Annotated in this window: 17 protein-coding genes; 9 read left to right on the top strand and 8 right to left on the bottom strand. The window is 65.7% G+C overall.

The window, feature by feature from the left end; translation table 11 throughout:
* The first annotated feature begins 1 nt into the window (after position 1).
* Positions 2-580 carry a TetR/AcrR family transcriptional regulator gene (locus tag R3D65_RS18550; protein WP_371276781.1) on the top strand — a complete coding sequence of 193 codons (579 nt, stop codon included), beginning with the start codon at positions 2-4 and terminating at the stop codon, positions 578-580.
* 5 nt (positions 581-585) lie between these two features.
* The gene (locus R3D65_RS18545; RefSeq protein ID WP_371276779.1) at positions 586-1,053 is read left to right on the top strand and encodes a GNAT family N-acetyltransferase; all 468 of its coding nucleotides are present in this window, start codon (positions 586-588) and stop codon (positions 1,051-1,053) included.
* Here the strand turns inward: R3D65_RS18545 and R3D65_RS18540 are convergent.
* The 3 genes from R3D65_RS18540 to R3D65_RS18530 are packed head-to-tail and all read right to left on the bottom strand — an operon-like array spanning position 1,050 to position 6,877.
* Positions 1,050-4,388: an error-prone DNA polymerase gene (locus R3D65_RS18540; protein WP_371276777.1), complete on the bottom strand. Its 3,339-nt coding sequence runs from the start codon at positions 4,386-4,388 to the stop codon at positions 1,050-1,052. The genes R3D65_RS18545 and R3D65_RS18540 overlap by 4 nt on opposite strands.
* Before the next feature lie 13 nt (positions 4,389-4,401).
* Positions 4,402-5,871, bottom strand: a complete 1,470-nt coding sequence (locus tag R3D65_RS18535; RefSeq protein ID WP_371276850.1) for a DUF6504 family protein — start codon at positions 5,869-5,871, stop codon at positions 4,402-4,404.
* 13 nt (positions 5,872-5,884) lie between these two features.
* The gene (locus R3D65_RS18530; RefSeq protein WP_371276775.1) at positions 5,885-6,877 is read right to left on the bottom strand and encodes a hypothetical protein; all 993 of its coding nucleotides are present in this window, start codon (positions 6,875-6,877) and stop codon (positions 5,885-5,887) included.
* Between the two features lie 255 nt (positions 6,878-7,132).
* Between R3D65_RS18530 and R3D65_RS18525 the strand changes: the two genes are divergently transcribed.
* Together R3D65_RS18525 and R3D65_RS18520 are read left to right on the top strand one after the other, a co-directional pair.
* Positions 7,133-7,555, top strand: coding sequence for a metallopeptidase family protein (locus R3D65_RS18525; RefSeq protein WP_371276773.1), 423 nt, complete (start codon positions 7,133-7,135; stop codon positions 7,553-7,555).
* A gap of 147 nt (positions 7,556-7,702) precedes the next feature.
* Positions 7,703-8,083, top strand: a complete 381-nt coding sequence (locus R3D65_RS18520; protein ID WP_371276772.1) for a response regulator — start codon at positions 7,703-7,705, stop codon at positions 8,081-8,083.
* Between the two features lie 22 nt (positions 8,084-8,105).
* Here the strand turns inward: R3D65_RS18520 and R3D65_RS18515 are convergent, their stop codons facing one another.
* From R3D65_RS18515 to R3D65_RS18500, 4 genes are all read right to left on the bottom strand, one after another.
* Entirely contained in the window at positions 8,106-8,456 is a 351-nt protein-coding gene (locus tag R3D65_RS18515; protein WP_371276771.1) for an SH3 domain-containing protein, read from the bottom strand.
* Between the two features lie 80 nt (positions 8,457-8,536).
* Positions 8,537-9,688 carry an amidohydrolase gene (locus tag R3D65_RS18510; protein WP_371276770.1) on the bottom strand — a complete coding sequence of 384 codons (1,152 nt, stop codon included), beginning with the start codon at positions 9,686-9,688 and terminating at the stop codon, positions 8,537-8,539.
* Positions 9,682-9,888 (bottom strand): DUF1737 domain-containing protein, encoded by a 207-nt coding sequence (locus R3D65_RS18505; RefSeq protein ID WP_371276769.1) that lies wholly within the window; start codon positions 9,886-9,888, stop codon positions 9,682-9,684. The genes R3D65_RS18510 and R3D65_RS18505 overlap by 7 nt, the downstream gene beginning before the upstream one ends.
* Positions 9,885-10,775, bottom strand: a complete 891-nt coding sequence (locus R3D65_RS18500) for a CoA ester lyase (protein ID WP_371276768.1) — start codon at positions 10,773-10,775, stop codon at positions 9,885-9,887. Before R3D65_RS18500 ends, R3D65_RS18505 begins: the two co-directional genes overlap by 4 nt.
* 137 nt (positions 10,776-10,912) lie before the next feature.
* On the opposite strand from R3D65_RS18500, the gene R3D65_RS18495 reads away from it, so the two are divergent.
* From R3D65_RS18495 to R3D65_RS18480, 4 genes are all read left to right on the top strand, one after another.
* Entirely contained in the window at positions 10,913-12,082 is a 1,170-nt protein-coding gene (locus R3D65_RS18495) for an NAD(P)/FAD-dependent oxidoreductase (protein WP_371276767.1), read from the top strand.
* A gap of 117 nt (positions 12,083-12,199) precedes the next feature.
* A complete protein-coding gene (gene leuD, locus R3D65_RS18490; RefSeq protein ID WP_371276766.1) occupies positions 12,200-12,805 on the top strand; it encodes a 3-isopropylmalate dehydratase small subunit in 606 nt (201 codons plus the stop codon).
* A 19-nt stretch (positions 12,806-12,824) separates the two neighbouring features.
* The gene (locus R3D65_RS18485) at positions 12,825-13,061 is read left to right on the top strand and encodes a DUF2798 domain-containing protein (RefSeq protein WP_371276764.1); all 237 of its coding nucleotides are present in this window, start codon (positions 12,825-12,827) and stop codon (positions 13,059-13,061) included.
* A 61-nt stretch (positions 13,062-13,122) separates the two neighbouring features.
* Positions 13,123-13,503 (top strand): RidA family protein, encoded by a 381-nt coding sequence (locus R3D65_RS18480; protein WP_371276762.1) that lies wholly within the window; start codon positions 13,123-13,125, stop codon positions 13,501-13,503.
* Between the two features lie 9 nt (positions 13,504-13,512).
* Here the strand turns inward: R3D65_RS18480 and R3D65_RS18475 are convergent, their stop codons facing one another.
* Entirely contained in the window at positions 13,513-14,511 is a 999-nt protein-coding gene (locus tag R3D65_RS18475; RefSeq protein WP_371276760.1) for a M23 family metallopeptidase, read from the bottom strand.
* Between the two features lie 132 nt (positions 14,512-14,643).
* Here R3D65_RS18475 and leuB point away from each other — a divergent pair, with 132 nt between their 5' ends.
* Positions 14,644-15,756 (top strand): 3-isopropylmalate dehydrogenase, encoded by a 1,113-nt coding sequence (leuB, locus tag R3D65_RS18470; RefSeq protein WP_371276758.1) that lies wholly within the window; start codon positions 14,644-14,646, stop codon positions 15,754-15,756.
* Positions 15,757-15,877: the final 121 nt, after the last annotated feature.

Here is a 15,877-nt window from a genome sequence, read left to right as displayed (position 1 = left end):
GATGGCAAAGAGCGGCAACAGCAAGAGGCAGGCGCTGGCGGCATCGGCCGCAGAGCTGTTCTGGACCCGCGGTTATGCGGCAACCTCCATCGCCGACATTGCCGCCCGGTCGCAGGTGCCGCTTGGAAACGTCTACTACTACTTCAAAACGAAGGGCGATCTGGCACATGCCGTCGCCGATATATTCGTTGGCGAAACGCAGGCGATGATCGACACGATCAGCGGCGAGAGCCAGGATCCGCGCACGAGGCTTGCCAGCCTGGTTGACCGGCTGTCCCGTTCCATGCGTTTGCGCGTCGACCACGGCTGCCCGATTGCCCTTTGTGTGCGTGATTTCCGGCGGGAGCATGCGCCGGCTTCCGAACGCGCGGCGGAGAGCTTTGCACTGCTGATCGGCTTTGCCGCAAAGGAACTGGGACGGCTGGGAATCCGCCCCTCCATCGCGCTCAACATCGCCCGCTCGGCGATTGCCGAATGGCAAGGCGGAATCGCGCTTGCCCATGCGCTTGGCGATGCCGCCATTCTCTCGGAGAGTTTCCGCCGCATGGAGCATCTGTTGCTCTCCCCGGTGCGGGGGTGATGTTCATGAATCCCGTCATATGCACTTTAGAGGTGAACAAGGGCGAAGCCTGCCGGCGGGTTCTTGGGGAGCTGCCGCAATGGTTCGGAAATCCGGCCGCACTGGAGAATTATGTTCGCGAGGTGGAAGAACTTCCGGCATTTGGCAGCTATGTCCAAGATAAGCTGGTTGGCTTTGCAAGTTTGATGCATCATACGCGGGATCACACCGAGCTTCATGTGATGGGCGTCTCTCCGGCATTTCACCGTATGGGCATCGGTCGAAAGCTGGTTGAACATTTAGCGGAGGCTGCTCGCCGGTATGGAGCGGTGTATCTCTCCGTAAAAACCCTGTCTTCCGCATCACCAGATACATTCTATGCCCGGACGCGTGCTTTCTACGTCTCGTGCGGATTCACCGATTTCGAGGAATTTCCCACGCTTTGGGGCTCCCATGCTCCTTGCCTCATGATGATGCGGCTGCTGCGCGGTTAATGAAAATTCCTTCCCTTCGGCATGACCGCGCCGGCCTTTCGGGACAGGGTCGCAAGATCGGAGGCCAGGTCCGGTTCTTCCTTCAGCAACTGGCCAAGCCGTGAAGACGGTTTCACCTTGCCCCGCATGTCCTCGATGGGGCGGCGCACCTCGTCCGCATTGGCGAGGCTGTCGATCAGAAGCGATTCCTCCGACAGGCCTGCGAGCAGCGGCGTGGCGTCCTCCAGCCGGGTTGCAACGACATGAATTACACCGCTTTCGCTTTGCAAGCGGCCGGCCACACGCACCAGCCGCGCCCCCAGCACGACGGCGCGGAACCGCTCCAGCACCTTGGGCCAGACGATGATATTGGCCACGCCGGTCTCGTCTTCCAGCGTCATGAACACGACGCCCTTGGCCGAACCCGGACGCTGGCGCACCAGGACCAGGCCGCAAACCTCGACAAGACGCCCTGACGGCGTGCGTTCCAGGTCCTCGCCGGTCAGGATACGGGCCCTGGCAAGGCGCTTGCGCAGGAAGGAGAGCGGATGCGCCTTCAGCGACAGGGACAGGCTGCGATAATCGTGGATCACCTGTTCGCCGGGCGGCATGGGGGGCAGGTGGGCATCCGGTTCGAGGTCGCGCATCGCGGTGCCTGGCGCATCGAACAGGGGCAAGTGCTCCGCGGCCTGCCCACCATCCAGCGCCTGTGCCGCCCAGAGCGCGGCGCGGCGGTCCAGCCCGAGAGAGCGGAACGCATCCGCCTCGGCCAGTTTCGTGATGACGGCTGGACCGAGGCCGGAGCGCAGCCAGACGTCGCGCACCGAATCATAACCTCGCCCGCGCGCGGCAATCAGGCGCGCCATGTCTGCCTCGGCCAGTCCCTTGATCTGGCGAAAGCCGAGGCGCACGGCCATTCGCGCCCGGATGACGCCGTTCATTTCGCGATGACGGGGAGCGATGCGGGCGGCATCGAAGGTGCCGTCTTCCAGCGTCGAATCCCAATCGGAATGGTTGATGTCGGGCGGGCGCACTTCCACGCCATGCTCGCGGGCATCGCGCACCAGCTGGGCCGGCGCGTAGAAGCCCATGGGCTGGGCATTGAGAATGGCGGCGCAGAAGACATCCGGGTAACGCGCCTTCAGCCAGCAGGAGGCATAGACCAGAAGCGCAAATGAGGCGGCGTGGCTTTCGGGAAAGCCATATTCGCCGAAACCCTCGATCTGGCGGAAGCAGCGTTCGGCGAACGCGCGGTCATAGCCGTTGGCCGCCATGCCATCGATCATCTTCTTCTGGAAGGTGTGAATGGTGCCGACGCGGCGGAAGGTGGCCATGGCGCGGCGCAGCTTGTCGGCTTCTGCCGGTGAGAACCCGGCGGCGACAATGGCGATCTTCATGGCCTGTTCCTGGAACAGCGGCACGCCAAGGGTCTTGCCCAGCACCTGTTCGAGTTCCCGGCTGGGATAGGTCACGGCCTCCTTTCCCTGGCGGCGGCGCAGGTAGGGGTGAACCATGTCGCCCTGGATGGGGCCGGGGCGCACGATCGCCACCTCGATGACGAGATCATAGAATTCCTTCGGCTTGAGCCGGGGCAGCATGGTCATCTGCGCCCGGCTCTCGATCTGGAACACGCCCACCGTGTCGGCGCGGCAGATCATGGCATAGACTGCCGCTTCCTCCTTCGGAATGGTGGCCAGCGTCAGCGCCTTGCCATAATGGCTTTCCAGCAGTTTCAGGCCGCGCGACAGGCAGGTGAGCATGCCGAGCGCCAGCACGTCGATCTTGAGGATGCCGAGCGCATCCAGATCGTCCTTGTCCCATTCCACCATGGTGCGCCCGTCCATGGCCGAGCGCGTGACCGGCACCACCTCGTCCAGCCGGTCCTTCGTGATGACGAAGCCGCCGACATGCTGCGACAGGTGGCGGGGAAAGCCGATGATGTCGGAGGCCAGCCGCAGGACATGCCGGGTTTCCGCGCTTCGCGTGTCCAGCCCGCCAGCCTTCGCCTCGCGCTCGCCCAGGGCGGCCGATGACCAGCCCCAGACCGAGCCGGACATGGCGGAAACGGCATCCGCCGGGAGACCCATGACCTTGCCTACCTCGCGCATGGCCGAGCGCGCGCGATAGGTGATGACGGTGGCTGCCAGGCCGGCGCGGTCACGTCCGTATCTGGCATAGATGTACTGGATCACCTCCTCACGCCGTTCGTGTTCGAAATCGACATCGATATCCGGCGGTTCGCGCCGTTCCGGCGAAATGAAGCGTTCGAAAAGCAAGTCGGTGAGCGCGGGATCGACTTCCGTGATGCCGATGCAATAGCAGACGGTGGAATTGGCCGCCGAACCACGTCCCTGGCAGAGGATGCCGCGAGAACGGGCGAAACGGACAATGTCATGAACGGTGAGAAAGTAGCGCGCATAATCCAGATCGGCGATGAGGCGCAGTTCATGGCGGATCTGGGCCTTCACCCTGTCGGGTATCCCATCGGGATAGCGCCGCGCCGCGCCATCCCATGACAGGCGTTCCAGCTCTTCGTGCGGCGTGGCGCTTTGACCGCAGGGCTCATCGGGATATTCATGGCGCAATTCATCCAGTGAAAACGACAATTCGCCGGCAAATTTCATGGTCTCGCCTATGGCTTCAAGGCAGGTCCTGAAGAGCCGGGCCATGGCCTCAGGCGATCGCAGGCAGGCCTCGCCATGGGCAGCAAGGCCGTAGCCGGCCCTTTCCAGCGGTTGGCCAAGCCGGATTGCCGCCATCACATCGGCAAGATCGCGCCTGCCGGATGTGTGATAGCGGGCATCGGCCATGGCCATCAGCGGCACGCCGGCCTTGCGGGCCAGAATCATGGCCGCAGCCAGGCGGCGTTCGTGCATGCCGTCAAATGCCGGGGAAATGCCGAGCCGCATGCTGGCGCCGAAGCGATCCTTCAGGACGGCCAGACGGGCAAGGCGATCCGCTTCCGGCCTGTCTGGCGTGTCGAGGCACAAAAGTCCCATGCCGTCGCCCCATTCCAGCAGGTCTTCGGTCAGCAGGACCGGTGCGCCCTTTTCGCCACGCATGTTGGCCGCCGTCAGCATGCGGCAGAGATTGGCCCAGCCACGGCGGTGCCCGGGATAGGTCAGAACCGGTCCGGCGCCATCGGCAAAGACCAGGCGCGCGCCGGGGTGAAAGGCAAGGCCGGCCTCGCGCGCGGCCTGATGCAGGCGCACCACGCCGGCCACGGAGTTGCGGTCGGCCAGACCCAGAGCGGAAAGACCGAGGCGCCTGGCCGTTACGGCCAGTTCCTCCGGATGGCTTGCGCCCTCCAGGAAGGAGAAGTTCGAGCGGCACCCGAATTCCGCATAGGTCTGCATGGCGGGCATGTCCTCAGGCAAAGAAGCCGTGCATGAACCAGCGCACCTGTGCCGCGCTCTCGTAAGAACCGGCCCGGTAGAGCCAGAAGCGGCGGCCCGTGTCGTCTTCCACGCGCCAGTAATCGCGCACCGGCGCATCCGCGGAATCCCGCCACCATTCCGGGCCCATGCGCTCCGGTCCCTCGGCGCGGGCAACGCGGTAATGCACCCGGCGCCAGCGGAAGGAGGCGGGCGGACCGTCGGGAATGCCTGCAATGGCATCGACGGGTTCGGGGCTGGCGAGCAGGCGCACGGGCCTTGGCGCGCATGGCGCATGGGCTGCAACAGCGGGCTTGAGCGCCAGGTTGCCGGAAACGGGGCGCGATGGCGACCCGCCCATCTGCGTGGAGGGAAAGAGAGGCGCGCTGCGTTCCGGGCAATGACTTTCCCGCATGAGGGGCGCAAGCAGGACCTGCGGGCCGAAGCGTGCCGCCGCGCGTTCGGCAAATGCCGCGACGGCATCCGAACCGTCTGCCGGATCGCCGGCAAGATCGCGCTGGCTTTCGCCGAAGGGTGCGGATGCAAGGACAGACATGCGCAGGATCTCGAAACCGCAGCCGGCATCAAGCGTTCCGTCCAGCGCCGCGAGCCGCTCGCGAAACAGGTCGCGAATGGCGCGCGGCTCACGCAATGGCCGCGCCGTGCCGACGGCCAGGCGTTTCACCGCGCCATCGGTGCGCCAGAGTGCCAGTTCCAGCCGGCGTGCGCCCTGACCGCGCTCTTCCAGCGCCGGTTTCAGCGCCCGGGCCAGGCCCAGCGCGATCTCCTCGACATGTTCGCTCAGCATGACCGGTTCGGCGAGGCGGCGTTCGGCGGACAGATCGGCGACCGGCATGAGCGGGGACACGGCTTCGCCGGCATGCCCCAGAGCGGCATCGAGACGGGCGATGACGGCCTGGCCGAAACGCCGCGCAATGGCGGCGCGCGGCTGGGCCGACAGGCGGCCGATGGTGGAAAGGCCAACGGCGCGCAGGCCGGCTTCGGCCTTCGGTTCGAGGCGCAGGGCCGAAAGCGGCAGGGGTGCCATGAAATCCGCCTCGGCGCCGGGTGCGACCATGGTGCCGGGGCGCAGACGGGCCGCGGCAAAGGCGCAGCCCGGCGTCGCGGCCAAGCCGGCCTGCACGGCCAGTCCGAGCGCGCGGGCGCGGGCAACCGCATCCGTCATCAGGGCTTCTTCCCCGCCGAAGAGATGGGCGCAGCCGGCAATGTCGAGAAACAGGCCGTCGGTTCCATCCAGCCCGACAAGCGGAGTGTAGCGTGTCGCCCAAAGAGCGAGCCGGTTCAGGAACCGCGCATCGGCCGCCGGGTCGGCCGGCATGACCTCGATGGCCGGATGCATGGCGCGTGCGGCCGCCAGCCCGAGGCCGGGGACAAGCCCCAGGCCGGCTGCCTTTTCGCAACAGGCGGAAAGGCGTTGCGTATTGGCCATGGTTTCGGCCAGCACCAGCGGCGGGCGTTCAGCCGCGCCGGCGGACGTGCTGGTCCGTGAGATCCGGTCGTGGCGGGCGGCCAGAATCCGGTCGGTGGGCAGGCAGGGAAACCACAGCGCCAGGATACGGCGGCCGCTGAACGGGTTTCCGGCGCAGCGGTGCGCCGGGGTGCAGGACAAATCGCTGGTCATCGCGGTTCCACTCCAGTGTCAGGTCACAGGTTTCGTTGGCGCCCTTGTCAACGGTCAGGCAAAAGGCCGGATTGCCGATCGTTCCTTCGATCATCACCCCGAAGGCGCTTGCCGGGGCCGAGGGCGCAGCGCGCACCAGAAGGCGCAGAAGGGCGGCGCTGGCCTCAGCGCGCGCGGCCTGGCGCAGCAGGATCACGGGCCGGCCGGCCTGACGGGCGCGCATGTGCAGGCGGCGCGTGGCGGTCAGGTCGCAGGCGGCAGGATTGCCGCGCATCTCCACGATGACAGCAGACAGGCCGGCCAGCGGCGCCGCCTCGCCCGCGATCCACAGGAGATCGGCAAGGCGGGGGACCTCGGCGACGAGAAGGCGATGCGGCTCCAGTCCCAGCAGGCCGGCCAGTCCCGGCGCCCAGGGCATGCCGGCCTCGGCCATGGCCTGGCGGGTCGTGGCCCAGAGCAGCGGCGCCTGCGGCGCGCCCGTCTTGCGGGCGCGATGCGCCCGCAGCGCCAGACCGAGCGCCAGCGCTGCCGCCGCGCCCGCATCCCGGGTTTCAGGCGCGATCACCTCGCTCAGGGCCGCCAGCGGCAAGCCGCCGCCCAGCAACCGGTCGGCAGACCCGTCGCCCGTGGACACCCGTTCGGCGCGGGCATGGCGCAAGCCTTCCACCGGGCGGCCGTGCTCACGCAGGAGCGTGCCGCCGGTGGCGTTTTCGCCATGGCTGGGCGTTTCCGCCTCAACCTGCCGGAGGCGGGGCGTTTCATCCTCTATGGCCGCAATCCGCCGGCGCAGATCGCGCAAAAGCTCCTCCGTCACGGCGCGGGTGGCCATGGCGCGTGTCCTTTCTTCAGGCCCTGTGATCAAGGCAAGGGACAAGCGATCCTCCGGCCTGCGATTGCAGTGCCAGGCAGGTCGCCGCCTTAAATGTTCCTGTTATGTTCTTATGGATTCCAGAGCTGCCCCCCGGAGTCAAGCGGGCAGGAAAAGATTCTTCTCCATGCCATGAACAGGCCGCAGGGCTGAATCCGGGGCACGTGCTTCAAACGGGAGGCAAAAGCGCCTATATGGGCCGGACAGGAAAAGGTGATGGCCCGCATTTACGCAACCCGCAACTGGCAGACAGCCGCCGCGCCCACGCTCGCAGAGATCGAGCTGATGGCGATGGAGGCCTATGCGCATCTTCCCGGCCAGTTCCGGGCCCTTACCGGCGAGATCGTGATCCAGGTGGCGGATTTTCCCGAGGAAGAAATCCTCGATGCGCTGGCGCTGGAAACCCCGTTCGACCTGCTCGGCCTGTTCGAGGGCCGCGGCATTGCGGAGCGGTGGAACCCGCAGACAGGCGAGGGGCCGAATCGCATCACGCTCTACCGGCGTGCCATTCTCGACTACTGGGCGGAGAGCGACGAGATGCTGGGCGACATTGTCACCCATGTCCTCATCCACGAGATCGGCCACCATTTCGGGCTGTCGGATGACGACATGGCGCGTATCGAGGAACAGGCAGGCTGAAACCGCCGCTTTTCCCCCCGCCTTCAAGCACAGGCTGAACCCTTCGTTAACCATGTTGCCCGACCATCGGCAGGCAGGGGAAACCTCTCGCATTTTCCGGCGTTGAGCGGTCGGGACATACGGGATCAAGGGACGAAAGGGAGTGCCATGCACAAGCCGACCCTGCTTATCGTGGAAGACGACGCGTGGCTTGCCATGGATGCTGCCACCCAGGCCGAGGCGGCCGGTTATGCCGTCATCCTGGCGCAAAGCGTCGCCGAGGCACAACGCATCCTGCTGCTGGAGGATGTGGACGGGGCCATACTCGATTTCAACCTGCCCGATGGCGTGGTGACTCCGGTTGCCCATGCGCTCAGGGCCGCCGGCCTGCCCTTCTTTCTCGTCTCAGGCGCCAGCCTGGACACGATCGAGCAGACGGGCCTTGAAAACCCGCCTCTGCTGGCCAAGCCGGTCGATTACCTGAAGGCCATGGCCCTGCTGATGCGCGATGGCGAAGCGCCGCAACGGGCGCGGCGGCTGGCCGGCTGAACCGGCCGGTTTTCCTGTTCCCTCACGGGCAGACGCCAATCGCGTCGATATAACGCGCAGAAACCCAGCCGCGCGGGCTTGGCCGGCCCCAATAGGGATCGGTGCAGTCGCCCGCCATGCAGGCCACCTGATACCAGTTGCCGGCACGATCCCAGACCGAGACTTCATCGCCGGCATAGAGTTCGCCGATCTGGCGGTAGCGCGTGCCCGGACCGGTGCGCACGGCAAGGAAGCCGTTGCCACGGTCATGGTCGTATTGCGAGATCGGCCGCACACCCACCACGTAACCCGTGCAATCGCCAGCCTGCGCCGGAACAGCTGGCAAGACCACTCCCGCCGCAATGGCACAGACACCCAGAAAATTCCGCCCCATGTCTCATCTCCCTTTCCGCGCCGCGCCGCGGCCTTCCATTTGAAGATGCCGGTCAACATGGCCATTTGCCTTGACCGGCGTTAAGCCGCGCCGCAGAGATCGCGAATCACCTGTTCGAACACGGCCATGCCGGGCGCGATGATGCTGTCGGGAAAGTCGTAGTCCGGCGCATGCAGCGGCGGATGGTCCTCGCCGGCCCCCAGAACGAACATGGCCGTCGGGCAGGCCTGGCCGAAGCGGCCGAAATCCTCCGACCAGCGGAACGGACCCGCTAGCGGCATGACCGTCAGGCCGAGCCTGGCAAAGGCCGATTCAACATGGGCCACAGCGGCTGCATCGTTGACATTGGCGGCAAAACCGTCCGCCGTTTCCATCGCGATCTCCAGCCCGTGGCGCCCGGCGCCGGCCTCAGCCATGGCGCGGGCCGCCTGCATCAGCGCGTCCTGCCTTTCATCGTCGATCGCCCGCAGCGTGGCCATGACATGGGCCTCGCCGGGCGCAATGCCGAAGGCCTCCTCGCCAAGGCGGGCATGAACCAGTGTCACCACCGACTGGCCGGCAGGATGCCCGAGCGTGGCAGGCAGGCGCGGCAAGCCATCGACCAGTTCGCACATGGCGGCAGCAGGGCTGAGGCCTGCTTCCGGCTGACTGGCGTGGGACGTGCGCCCGGTCAGGCGGATGGACAGGCCTTCGGATGCATAGCACATGGGGCCTGGCCGGATGGCGACGGCACCTTTTTCCATGCCGGGCAGGTTGTGCAGGGCAAAGGCGATGTCGGGCCGTATCCCGGCGAAGCGCGGATCGGCCAGCATGGCGGCGGCGCCGGCCCCGTTTTCCTCGGCCGGCTGGTAGAGCAGGATGGCGCGGCCCCTGGCGATGGGCCGGGCGTGAAGCTGGCGTGCAAGGCCCATGAGAATGGCCATGTGGCCATCATGGCCGCACAGGTGGCCGCGTCCCTCGATGGTCGAGCGCCACTCGACCGGCGCCTTGTCGATGATCGGCAAGCCATCCAGTTCGCTGCGGATCATGACAGAGGGTCCGGGGCTGCCGCTCTCCCATATGGCGACGACGCCATGGCCGCCAATGCCCGTGAGAAGGTGATCCGGTTCGCAATGCTTCAATGCGTCGGCGATGCGTGCCGCCGTCCAGCCCTCGTCGCCGGATATTTCGGGATTGCGGTGCAGCTCGCGGCGCAAGGCCGTCAGGCTGCCGATCAGCGCCTCGTTCACCATTCGCCCAGCTTCATGTCCGGTTCGTAATCCACGCCATCGACTTCCTTGATCACCGCCTGGCCGCATTGCATCGTGCCGGTCAGGGCATTGAAGGCATAGGTCGGCGATCCATGCAGCATCCAGCCCTTGTTCAGCGCCGCGGTCACCTTGTGGCAGAAAGCGGCGTCGTCGGCGCCGGTCAGAAAGCGGTAAAGTTTCATTCTCCATTCCCCATGCGAAGGCCGGCGCGCGCCAGAAGGCGCTCGGCCTGGTCCAGGTGCAGCCGTTCGATCATGCGCCCGTCCACCGAGATCACCCCCTTGCCGGCATTGGCCGGTTCGGCGAAGGCCGCACGGATGGCCAGCGCGCCGGCAATCGCCTCGGGCGTGGGCGAAAAGGCTGTTCTCGCCGGTTCGATCTGGGCCGGGTGGATCAGCGTCTTGCCGTCAAAGCCGAGGGCCGCGCCCTGTACGCATTCGGCGGTGAAGGCGTCCAGATCGCGGAACTGGTTGGAAACGCCATCCAGAACGGTGATGCCGCCGGCGCGTGCGGCAAGCACCATCTGCAACAGAAGCGGGCGCAGGTATTCGCGACCGGGCGTCATGGCAATGCCCGTATCCTTGACCAGATCGTTGGTTCCGGCCACGAAACAGGCGAGGCGTGCGCCCGGATTGCGCGCCAGCTCGGCAATGGCCGGCAGGTTCAGCATGGCGCGCGGCGTCTCGATCATGGCCCACAGCGCGATGCAGCCGGGCGCATCGGTCTCGGCCAGTGCATCGGCGGCGTCGAGCACGTCACCCGGGCCATCCACCTTTGGCAGGAGAATGCCGTCCGGGCGGCAGCCGCGCGCGGCCAGCAGATCCTCCGCCCCCCATTCGCCGGCCAGCGCGTTGATGCGGATGATTCGCTCGAAGGGCGCGTCGCGATGCTCGCGGAAATGCTGACGCAGCGCCTCGCGGGCGGCGTCCTTTTCCCCTGGCGCGACGGCATCCTCCAGATCGAAAATGACCGCATCGGCAGACAAGCCGGGCACCTTGGCAAGGGCCTTGGGACTGGAAGCCGGCACATAGAGAACCGCGCGGCGGGGTCGTAGCGTTTCCTGCGTCATCCCCTGATCTAGCCGCCGATCTCGTGCCGGGGCAAGGCAAATTGCATGGCCCCCCTTTCCATCGGCGTGCTTTTCTGCTGACACTCCCGGCAAGCGCCGGACCAAAGCCGGGGCGGCAATTGCGCGGAGCGGCATGCATGCAAACCTACGATATCGTGATCGCGGGCGGGGCCATCATGGGCTCTTCCATCGCCTGGTTCCTGCGCGAACACGGGTTCGAGGGATCCATCGCCGTGGTCGAGCGGGATCCCGCTTTCACCCGCGCGGCAACCACGCTTTCCTGCGCCTCCATCCGGCAGCAGTTCTCGATTGCCGAGAACATCGCGCTCTCGCGCTTCACGCTTGATTTCTTCCGGGATCTGAACAGCCATTTCGGGGACGATGCCGACATTGCCTTTCGCGAAAAGGGCTACCTGATCCTGGCGAGCGAGGACGGCCTGCCCATCCTTGAGGCCAACCACGCGGTGCAGATGGCCGCCGGCGCGGATATCGTGCTGGAAAACGGTGGGGCGCTGGCGAAGCGGTTTTCCTGGCTCGACACGGGCGGCATTGCCGCGGGCGCCTATGGCGTGAGTGGCGAAGGCTGGTTCGATGCGCATCATCTACTGGCGCTGTTCCGCCGCTCGTTGAAGGGCCGGGATGTCGATGCCGTGACCGGCACGGTTTGCGGCCTCGATGTGGCGGGTGGCGACGTGCGGACGGTCCGGCTGGAAAGCGGTGCGCATCTGGAGTGCGGTACGTTCATCAATGCGGGCGGGCCGCAGGCCGGGGCGATCGCCGCCATGGCCGGCATCGTCTTGCCGGTGGAACCGCGCAAGCGCTCGGTCTTCGTCTTCGATTGCAAGGCGCAATTCGACGACATGCCGTTGATGGTGGATCCGACCGGCGTCTATGTGCGCCCGGAAGGCTCCGTGTACATTTGCGGTGGCGCGGAGGACAGCGTGGCCGAAAGCCGGGCCGACGAGGCCGATTTCGAACCGGACTGGGACCTGTTCGAAAACGTGATCTGGCCGGTTCTGGCCGCGCGCGTGCCTGCCTTCGAGGCAATCAAACCGGGCCGCGCCTGGGCGGGGCACTATGACTACAACACGCTGGACCAGAATGCGGTGATCGGCCCTCATGCCGATGTGACGAATTTCTGGTTCTGCAACGGGTTTTCCGGCCACGGCCTGCAGCAGGCGCCGGCGGCCGGCAATGCCATAGCCGAACGCATCGTTCACGGCGCCTACCGGACGATCGACCTGTCGCGCTTTTCCCATGACCGGATCGCGGCCGGCGTGGCGTTGAAAGAACTCAACGTGATCTGATTTCCGACAGCCGGCGCGATTCACGTGAAACGCGTTGCACGGATGATGCGGCAGCCTCTTTGAAATTCGGCGCGCCTTTGCTAAAGCGCAAGCCAGACAGTTTTCAGGGAAACGGCCATGGACAAGTTCACCAAGCTCACCGGCGTTGCCGCACCGATGCCGATCGTCAATATCGACACGGACATGATCATTCCGAAGGATTACCTGAAGACGATCAAGCGCACGGGGCTCGGAAAGGGCCTGTTTTCGGAAATGCGCTACAATGAGGACGGCTCGGAAAATCCGGATTTCGTTCTCAACAAGCCGGCCTACCGCCAAGCGCAAATCCTGGTGGCCGGTGACAATTTCGGCTGCGGCTCGTCGCGCGAACACGCGCCCTGGGCATTGCTCGATTTCGGCATCCGCTGCGTGATTTCCACGTCGTTCGCCGACATTTTCTACAACAATTGCTTCAAGAACGGCATCCTGCCGATCAAGGTCAGCCAGGAAGAACTCGACAAGCTGATGGACGACGCCGAGCGCGGTTCCAATGCCACGCTCACGGTCGATCTCGAAGCCATGGAAATCCGCGGTCCCGATGGCGGCGTCATCACGTTCGAACTGGACCCGTTCAAGCGCCATTGCCTGCTCAACGGCCTGGACGATATCGGCCTCACACTGGAGAAGGCCTCGGCCATCGACACGTTCGAGAAGACGTCGGCGGAAACGCGCCCCTGGGCCTGACCCTGCCGGGACAGCGCGGATGAGACCGTTCCTGCCGCGGCGGTTCGAGCCGCTTGCCTTCGGCCTGCTCCTGACCGGCATGATGTCGTTGATGGTCTCGGGCCTTTCGGTGTTTCTGGCGCGGGGCGCGGATCCGGGGTTCCTTGCGCTCTGGCTGGCGGCATGGCTGCCATCCTGGTCGCTCGCCTTCCCCATGGTGCTGTTCGTCAATCCGCTTGTCCGGCGCATCGTCGGCGCCATCGTGAAGCCTCAATAGTCCATCCAGAGCCGGGCATGCCTTGCGTGGCTGAACCGGCGCCATCCGCGGAACCCATGCCATGCGCACGCTCATTTCCACCGGTTCGCCCTTCGAGAAGCAGGCCGGCTACAGCCGCGCCGTCATCGACGGCGATAGCTGTTTCGTTTCCGGAACGACCGGCTACGACTATGCCACGATGACCATGCCCGACAGCGTGGAAGAGCAGGCGCGAAATGCGTTCGCGACCATCGAAAGGGCGCTGGCGGAGGGCGGTTTCACGCTGGCCGATGTGGTCCGGGCGGTCTATTATGTGACCGACGCAGCCCATGCCGATGCCGTTTTCAAGGTGACGGGGGAGCATTTCGGCGATATCCGCCCGGCGGCGACCATGGTGGTTGCGGGCCTGATCAAACCGGAAATGAAGGTCGAGATCGAAGTCACGGCACGAAAGCGGGCCTGACAGCGGTTTTCACCGGACGATGGTGATCGTCCGTTCGGCGCCCCGGATCGCCTTTCCGTCGCGCAGGACCTCGATGCGCAAGGTGTGGGGGCCATTTGCCGGCTTGCCGCGTTTTCCCGCGAAGGCGGACCACGTGGCCTTGGCCCGGTTCATCGGCTTGGAGGTGACATCGGCGATGACGCCGCCCGCCGGGCCCTCGAGACGCAGGCGCACCCGGTCTCCCTTGCGCAGGTTTGCCAGCCAGGCCCAGCCGGTCAGGGCGTTCGCATTGCCGTCGGGTGCCGGTGGAGCCCCGGTTTCGGCCAGTGCGTCATGGTCGACCGCACCGGCGGCGAAGCCGGCATCCAGCAGCGTGGCATCGCCATCGCCGAGCCGGGCCGCATAATTTTCCTCAAGCAAGGGGCGGGCATTGGCCAGATCTCCGTCGCAGCCGGCATCCAGCCGGCGCCCCGTCATCAGGTCAACCGGCTTCCCGTCAATCCTCAACTCGGCATGGACATGGGGAAACTGCGCCAGGCCCGAGGCGCCGACCTCGCCAAGCTGCTGGCCACGGGTGACGGTCTGTCCCTTGCGGACCCGGACAGAGCCGGTGCGCAGGTGGCAGTATTGCGTCACCGCCCCCTCGCCATGGTCGATGAGGACACCATTGCCGCATTCGCGGTCGCTGATGGCCTTGCGGTCACCGTCGGTCCGGACAAGGCGGTCGGCCTCGCCATCGCGAACGCCCTGCACGATGCCGGCCCGCATGGCGACAACCGGGACGCCGCGCGCGATGTCGGCCATGGAGCGGATGCGGATGTCGAGGCCGGTATGGCCGTCATAGGTGGCGGGTCCGCAATAGGGATCGGCGGCGCCGGGGCCGGGATCCATGTCGGGCATCTGCTGGAGGAAACAGGTTTGCCCCAGTTCGCAATCGACCGGCGGGCCATAGTCCGCGGCATGCAAGGAAACACAGGGTACACCGACGGCCAGGACCAGGCCGGCCATGCGCAGATTGGCAGCAAACATGCGGGACTCCATGATTCTTCACGCATCCATACGCAGTATTGCATGGATGACGGCAGGAATGCGACTTGCCTTGAAACGGCCGGAGGGATAGCAAGACGCGACATTTTACCAGTTTCGGAGGGTTTCACGTCCATGGCATCGCGCAAGCTTCTTCTTCTTCCCGGCGACGGCATCGGCCCCGAGGCCATGGCCGAGGTGCGCAAGCTCATCGCCTACATGAATGACGAACTCGGCGCCGGTTTCGAGACCGAGGAAGGGCTCGTGGGCGGTTCGGCCTATGACGCCTGCGGCCAGGCCATCTCGGAAGAGGACATGGCCAAGGCCATGGCCGCCGATGCGGTGCTGTTCGGCGCGGTCGGCGGGCCGAAGTGGGATGGCGTCCCCTACGAGGTGCGCCCGGAAGCCGGGCTTCTGCGCCTGCGCAAGGAAATGGAACTGTTCGCCAACCTGCGACCGGCGATCTGCTACCCGGCGCTGGCGGCGTCCTCGTCGCTGAAGCCGGAGGTGGTCGAGGGTCTCGACATCCTGATCGTGCGCGAACTGACCGGCGGCGTCTATTTCGGCGAACCGAAGGAGATCATCGATCTCGGCAACGGACAGAAGCGCGGTATCGACACGCAGGTCTACGACACGTTCGAGATCGAGCGGATTTCCGGCGTGGCCTTCGAACTGGCGCGGACGCGGTCCAACAAGGTCTGCTCCATGGAAAAGCACAACGTGATGAAGTCCGGCGTGCTGTGGAAGGAAGTGGTCGCGCAGACGCACAAGGCGAAATATTCCGATGTCGAACTGACGCACATGCTGGCCGATGCCGGCGGCATGCAGCTCGTGCGCTGGCCCAAGCAGTTCGACGTGATCGTGACCGACAACCTGTTCGGCGACATGCTGTCGGATGTCGCGGCCATGCTGACCGGTTCGCTCGGCATGCTGCCCTCGGCTTCGCTGGGCGCGCCCGATGCCAGGACCGGCAGCCGCAAGGCGCTCTACGAGCCGGTGCACGGTTCGGCGCCGGACATTGCGGGCCAGGGGATCGCCAATCCGATCGCCATGATCGCGTCCTTCGCCATGTGCCTGCGCTATTCGTTCAACATGATCGACCAGGCCGACCGGCTGGAAAAGGCCATTGCCGACGTGCTCGACAAGGGCCTGCGCACCGGCGACATCATGTCGGAAGGCTGCACGCAGATTTCCACGTCGCAGATGGGCGACGCGATCCTGGAACAGTTCAAGACGCTGGCGGCCTGATACGGCCGCCAATGCCGCGCCAGCAAAGCCGATCGCGCCCGCGCGGTCGGCTTTTGTCATCTCTCCTTCAAGAACCGGTGAAAGAAGGCGGCTGAACGAAGGGGGACAAGCGACGATGGCG

It is taken from the genome of Zhengella sp. (assembly GCF_041397485.1).
Taxonomy (GTDB): Bacteria; Pseudomonadota; Alphaproteobacteria; order Rhizobiales; family Rhizobiaceae; genus Zhengella.
The sequence above is the reverse complement of the archived record's forward strand: the minus strand, read 5'-3'. Positions and strand labels throughout refer to the sequence as shown.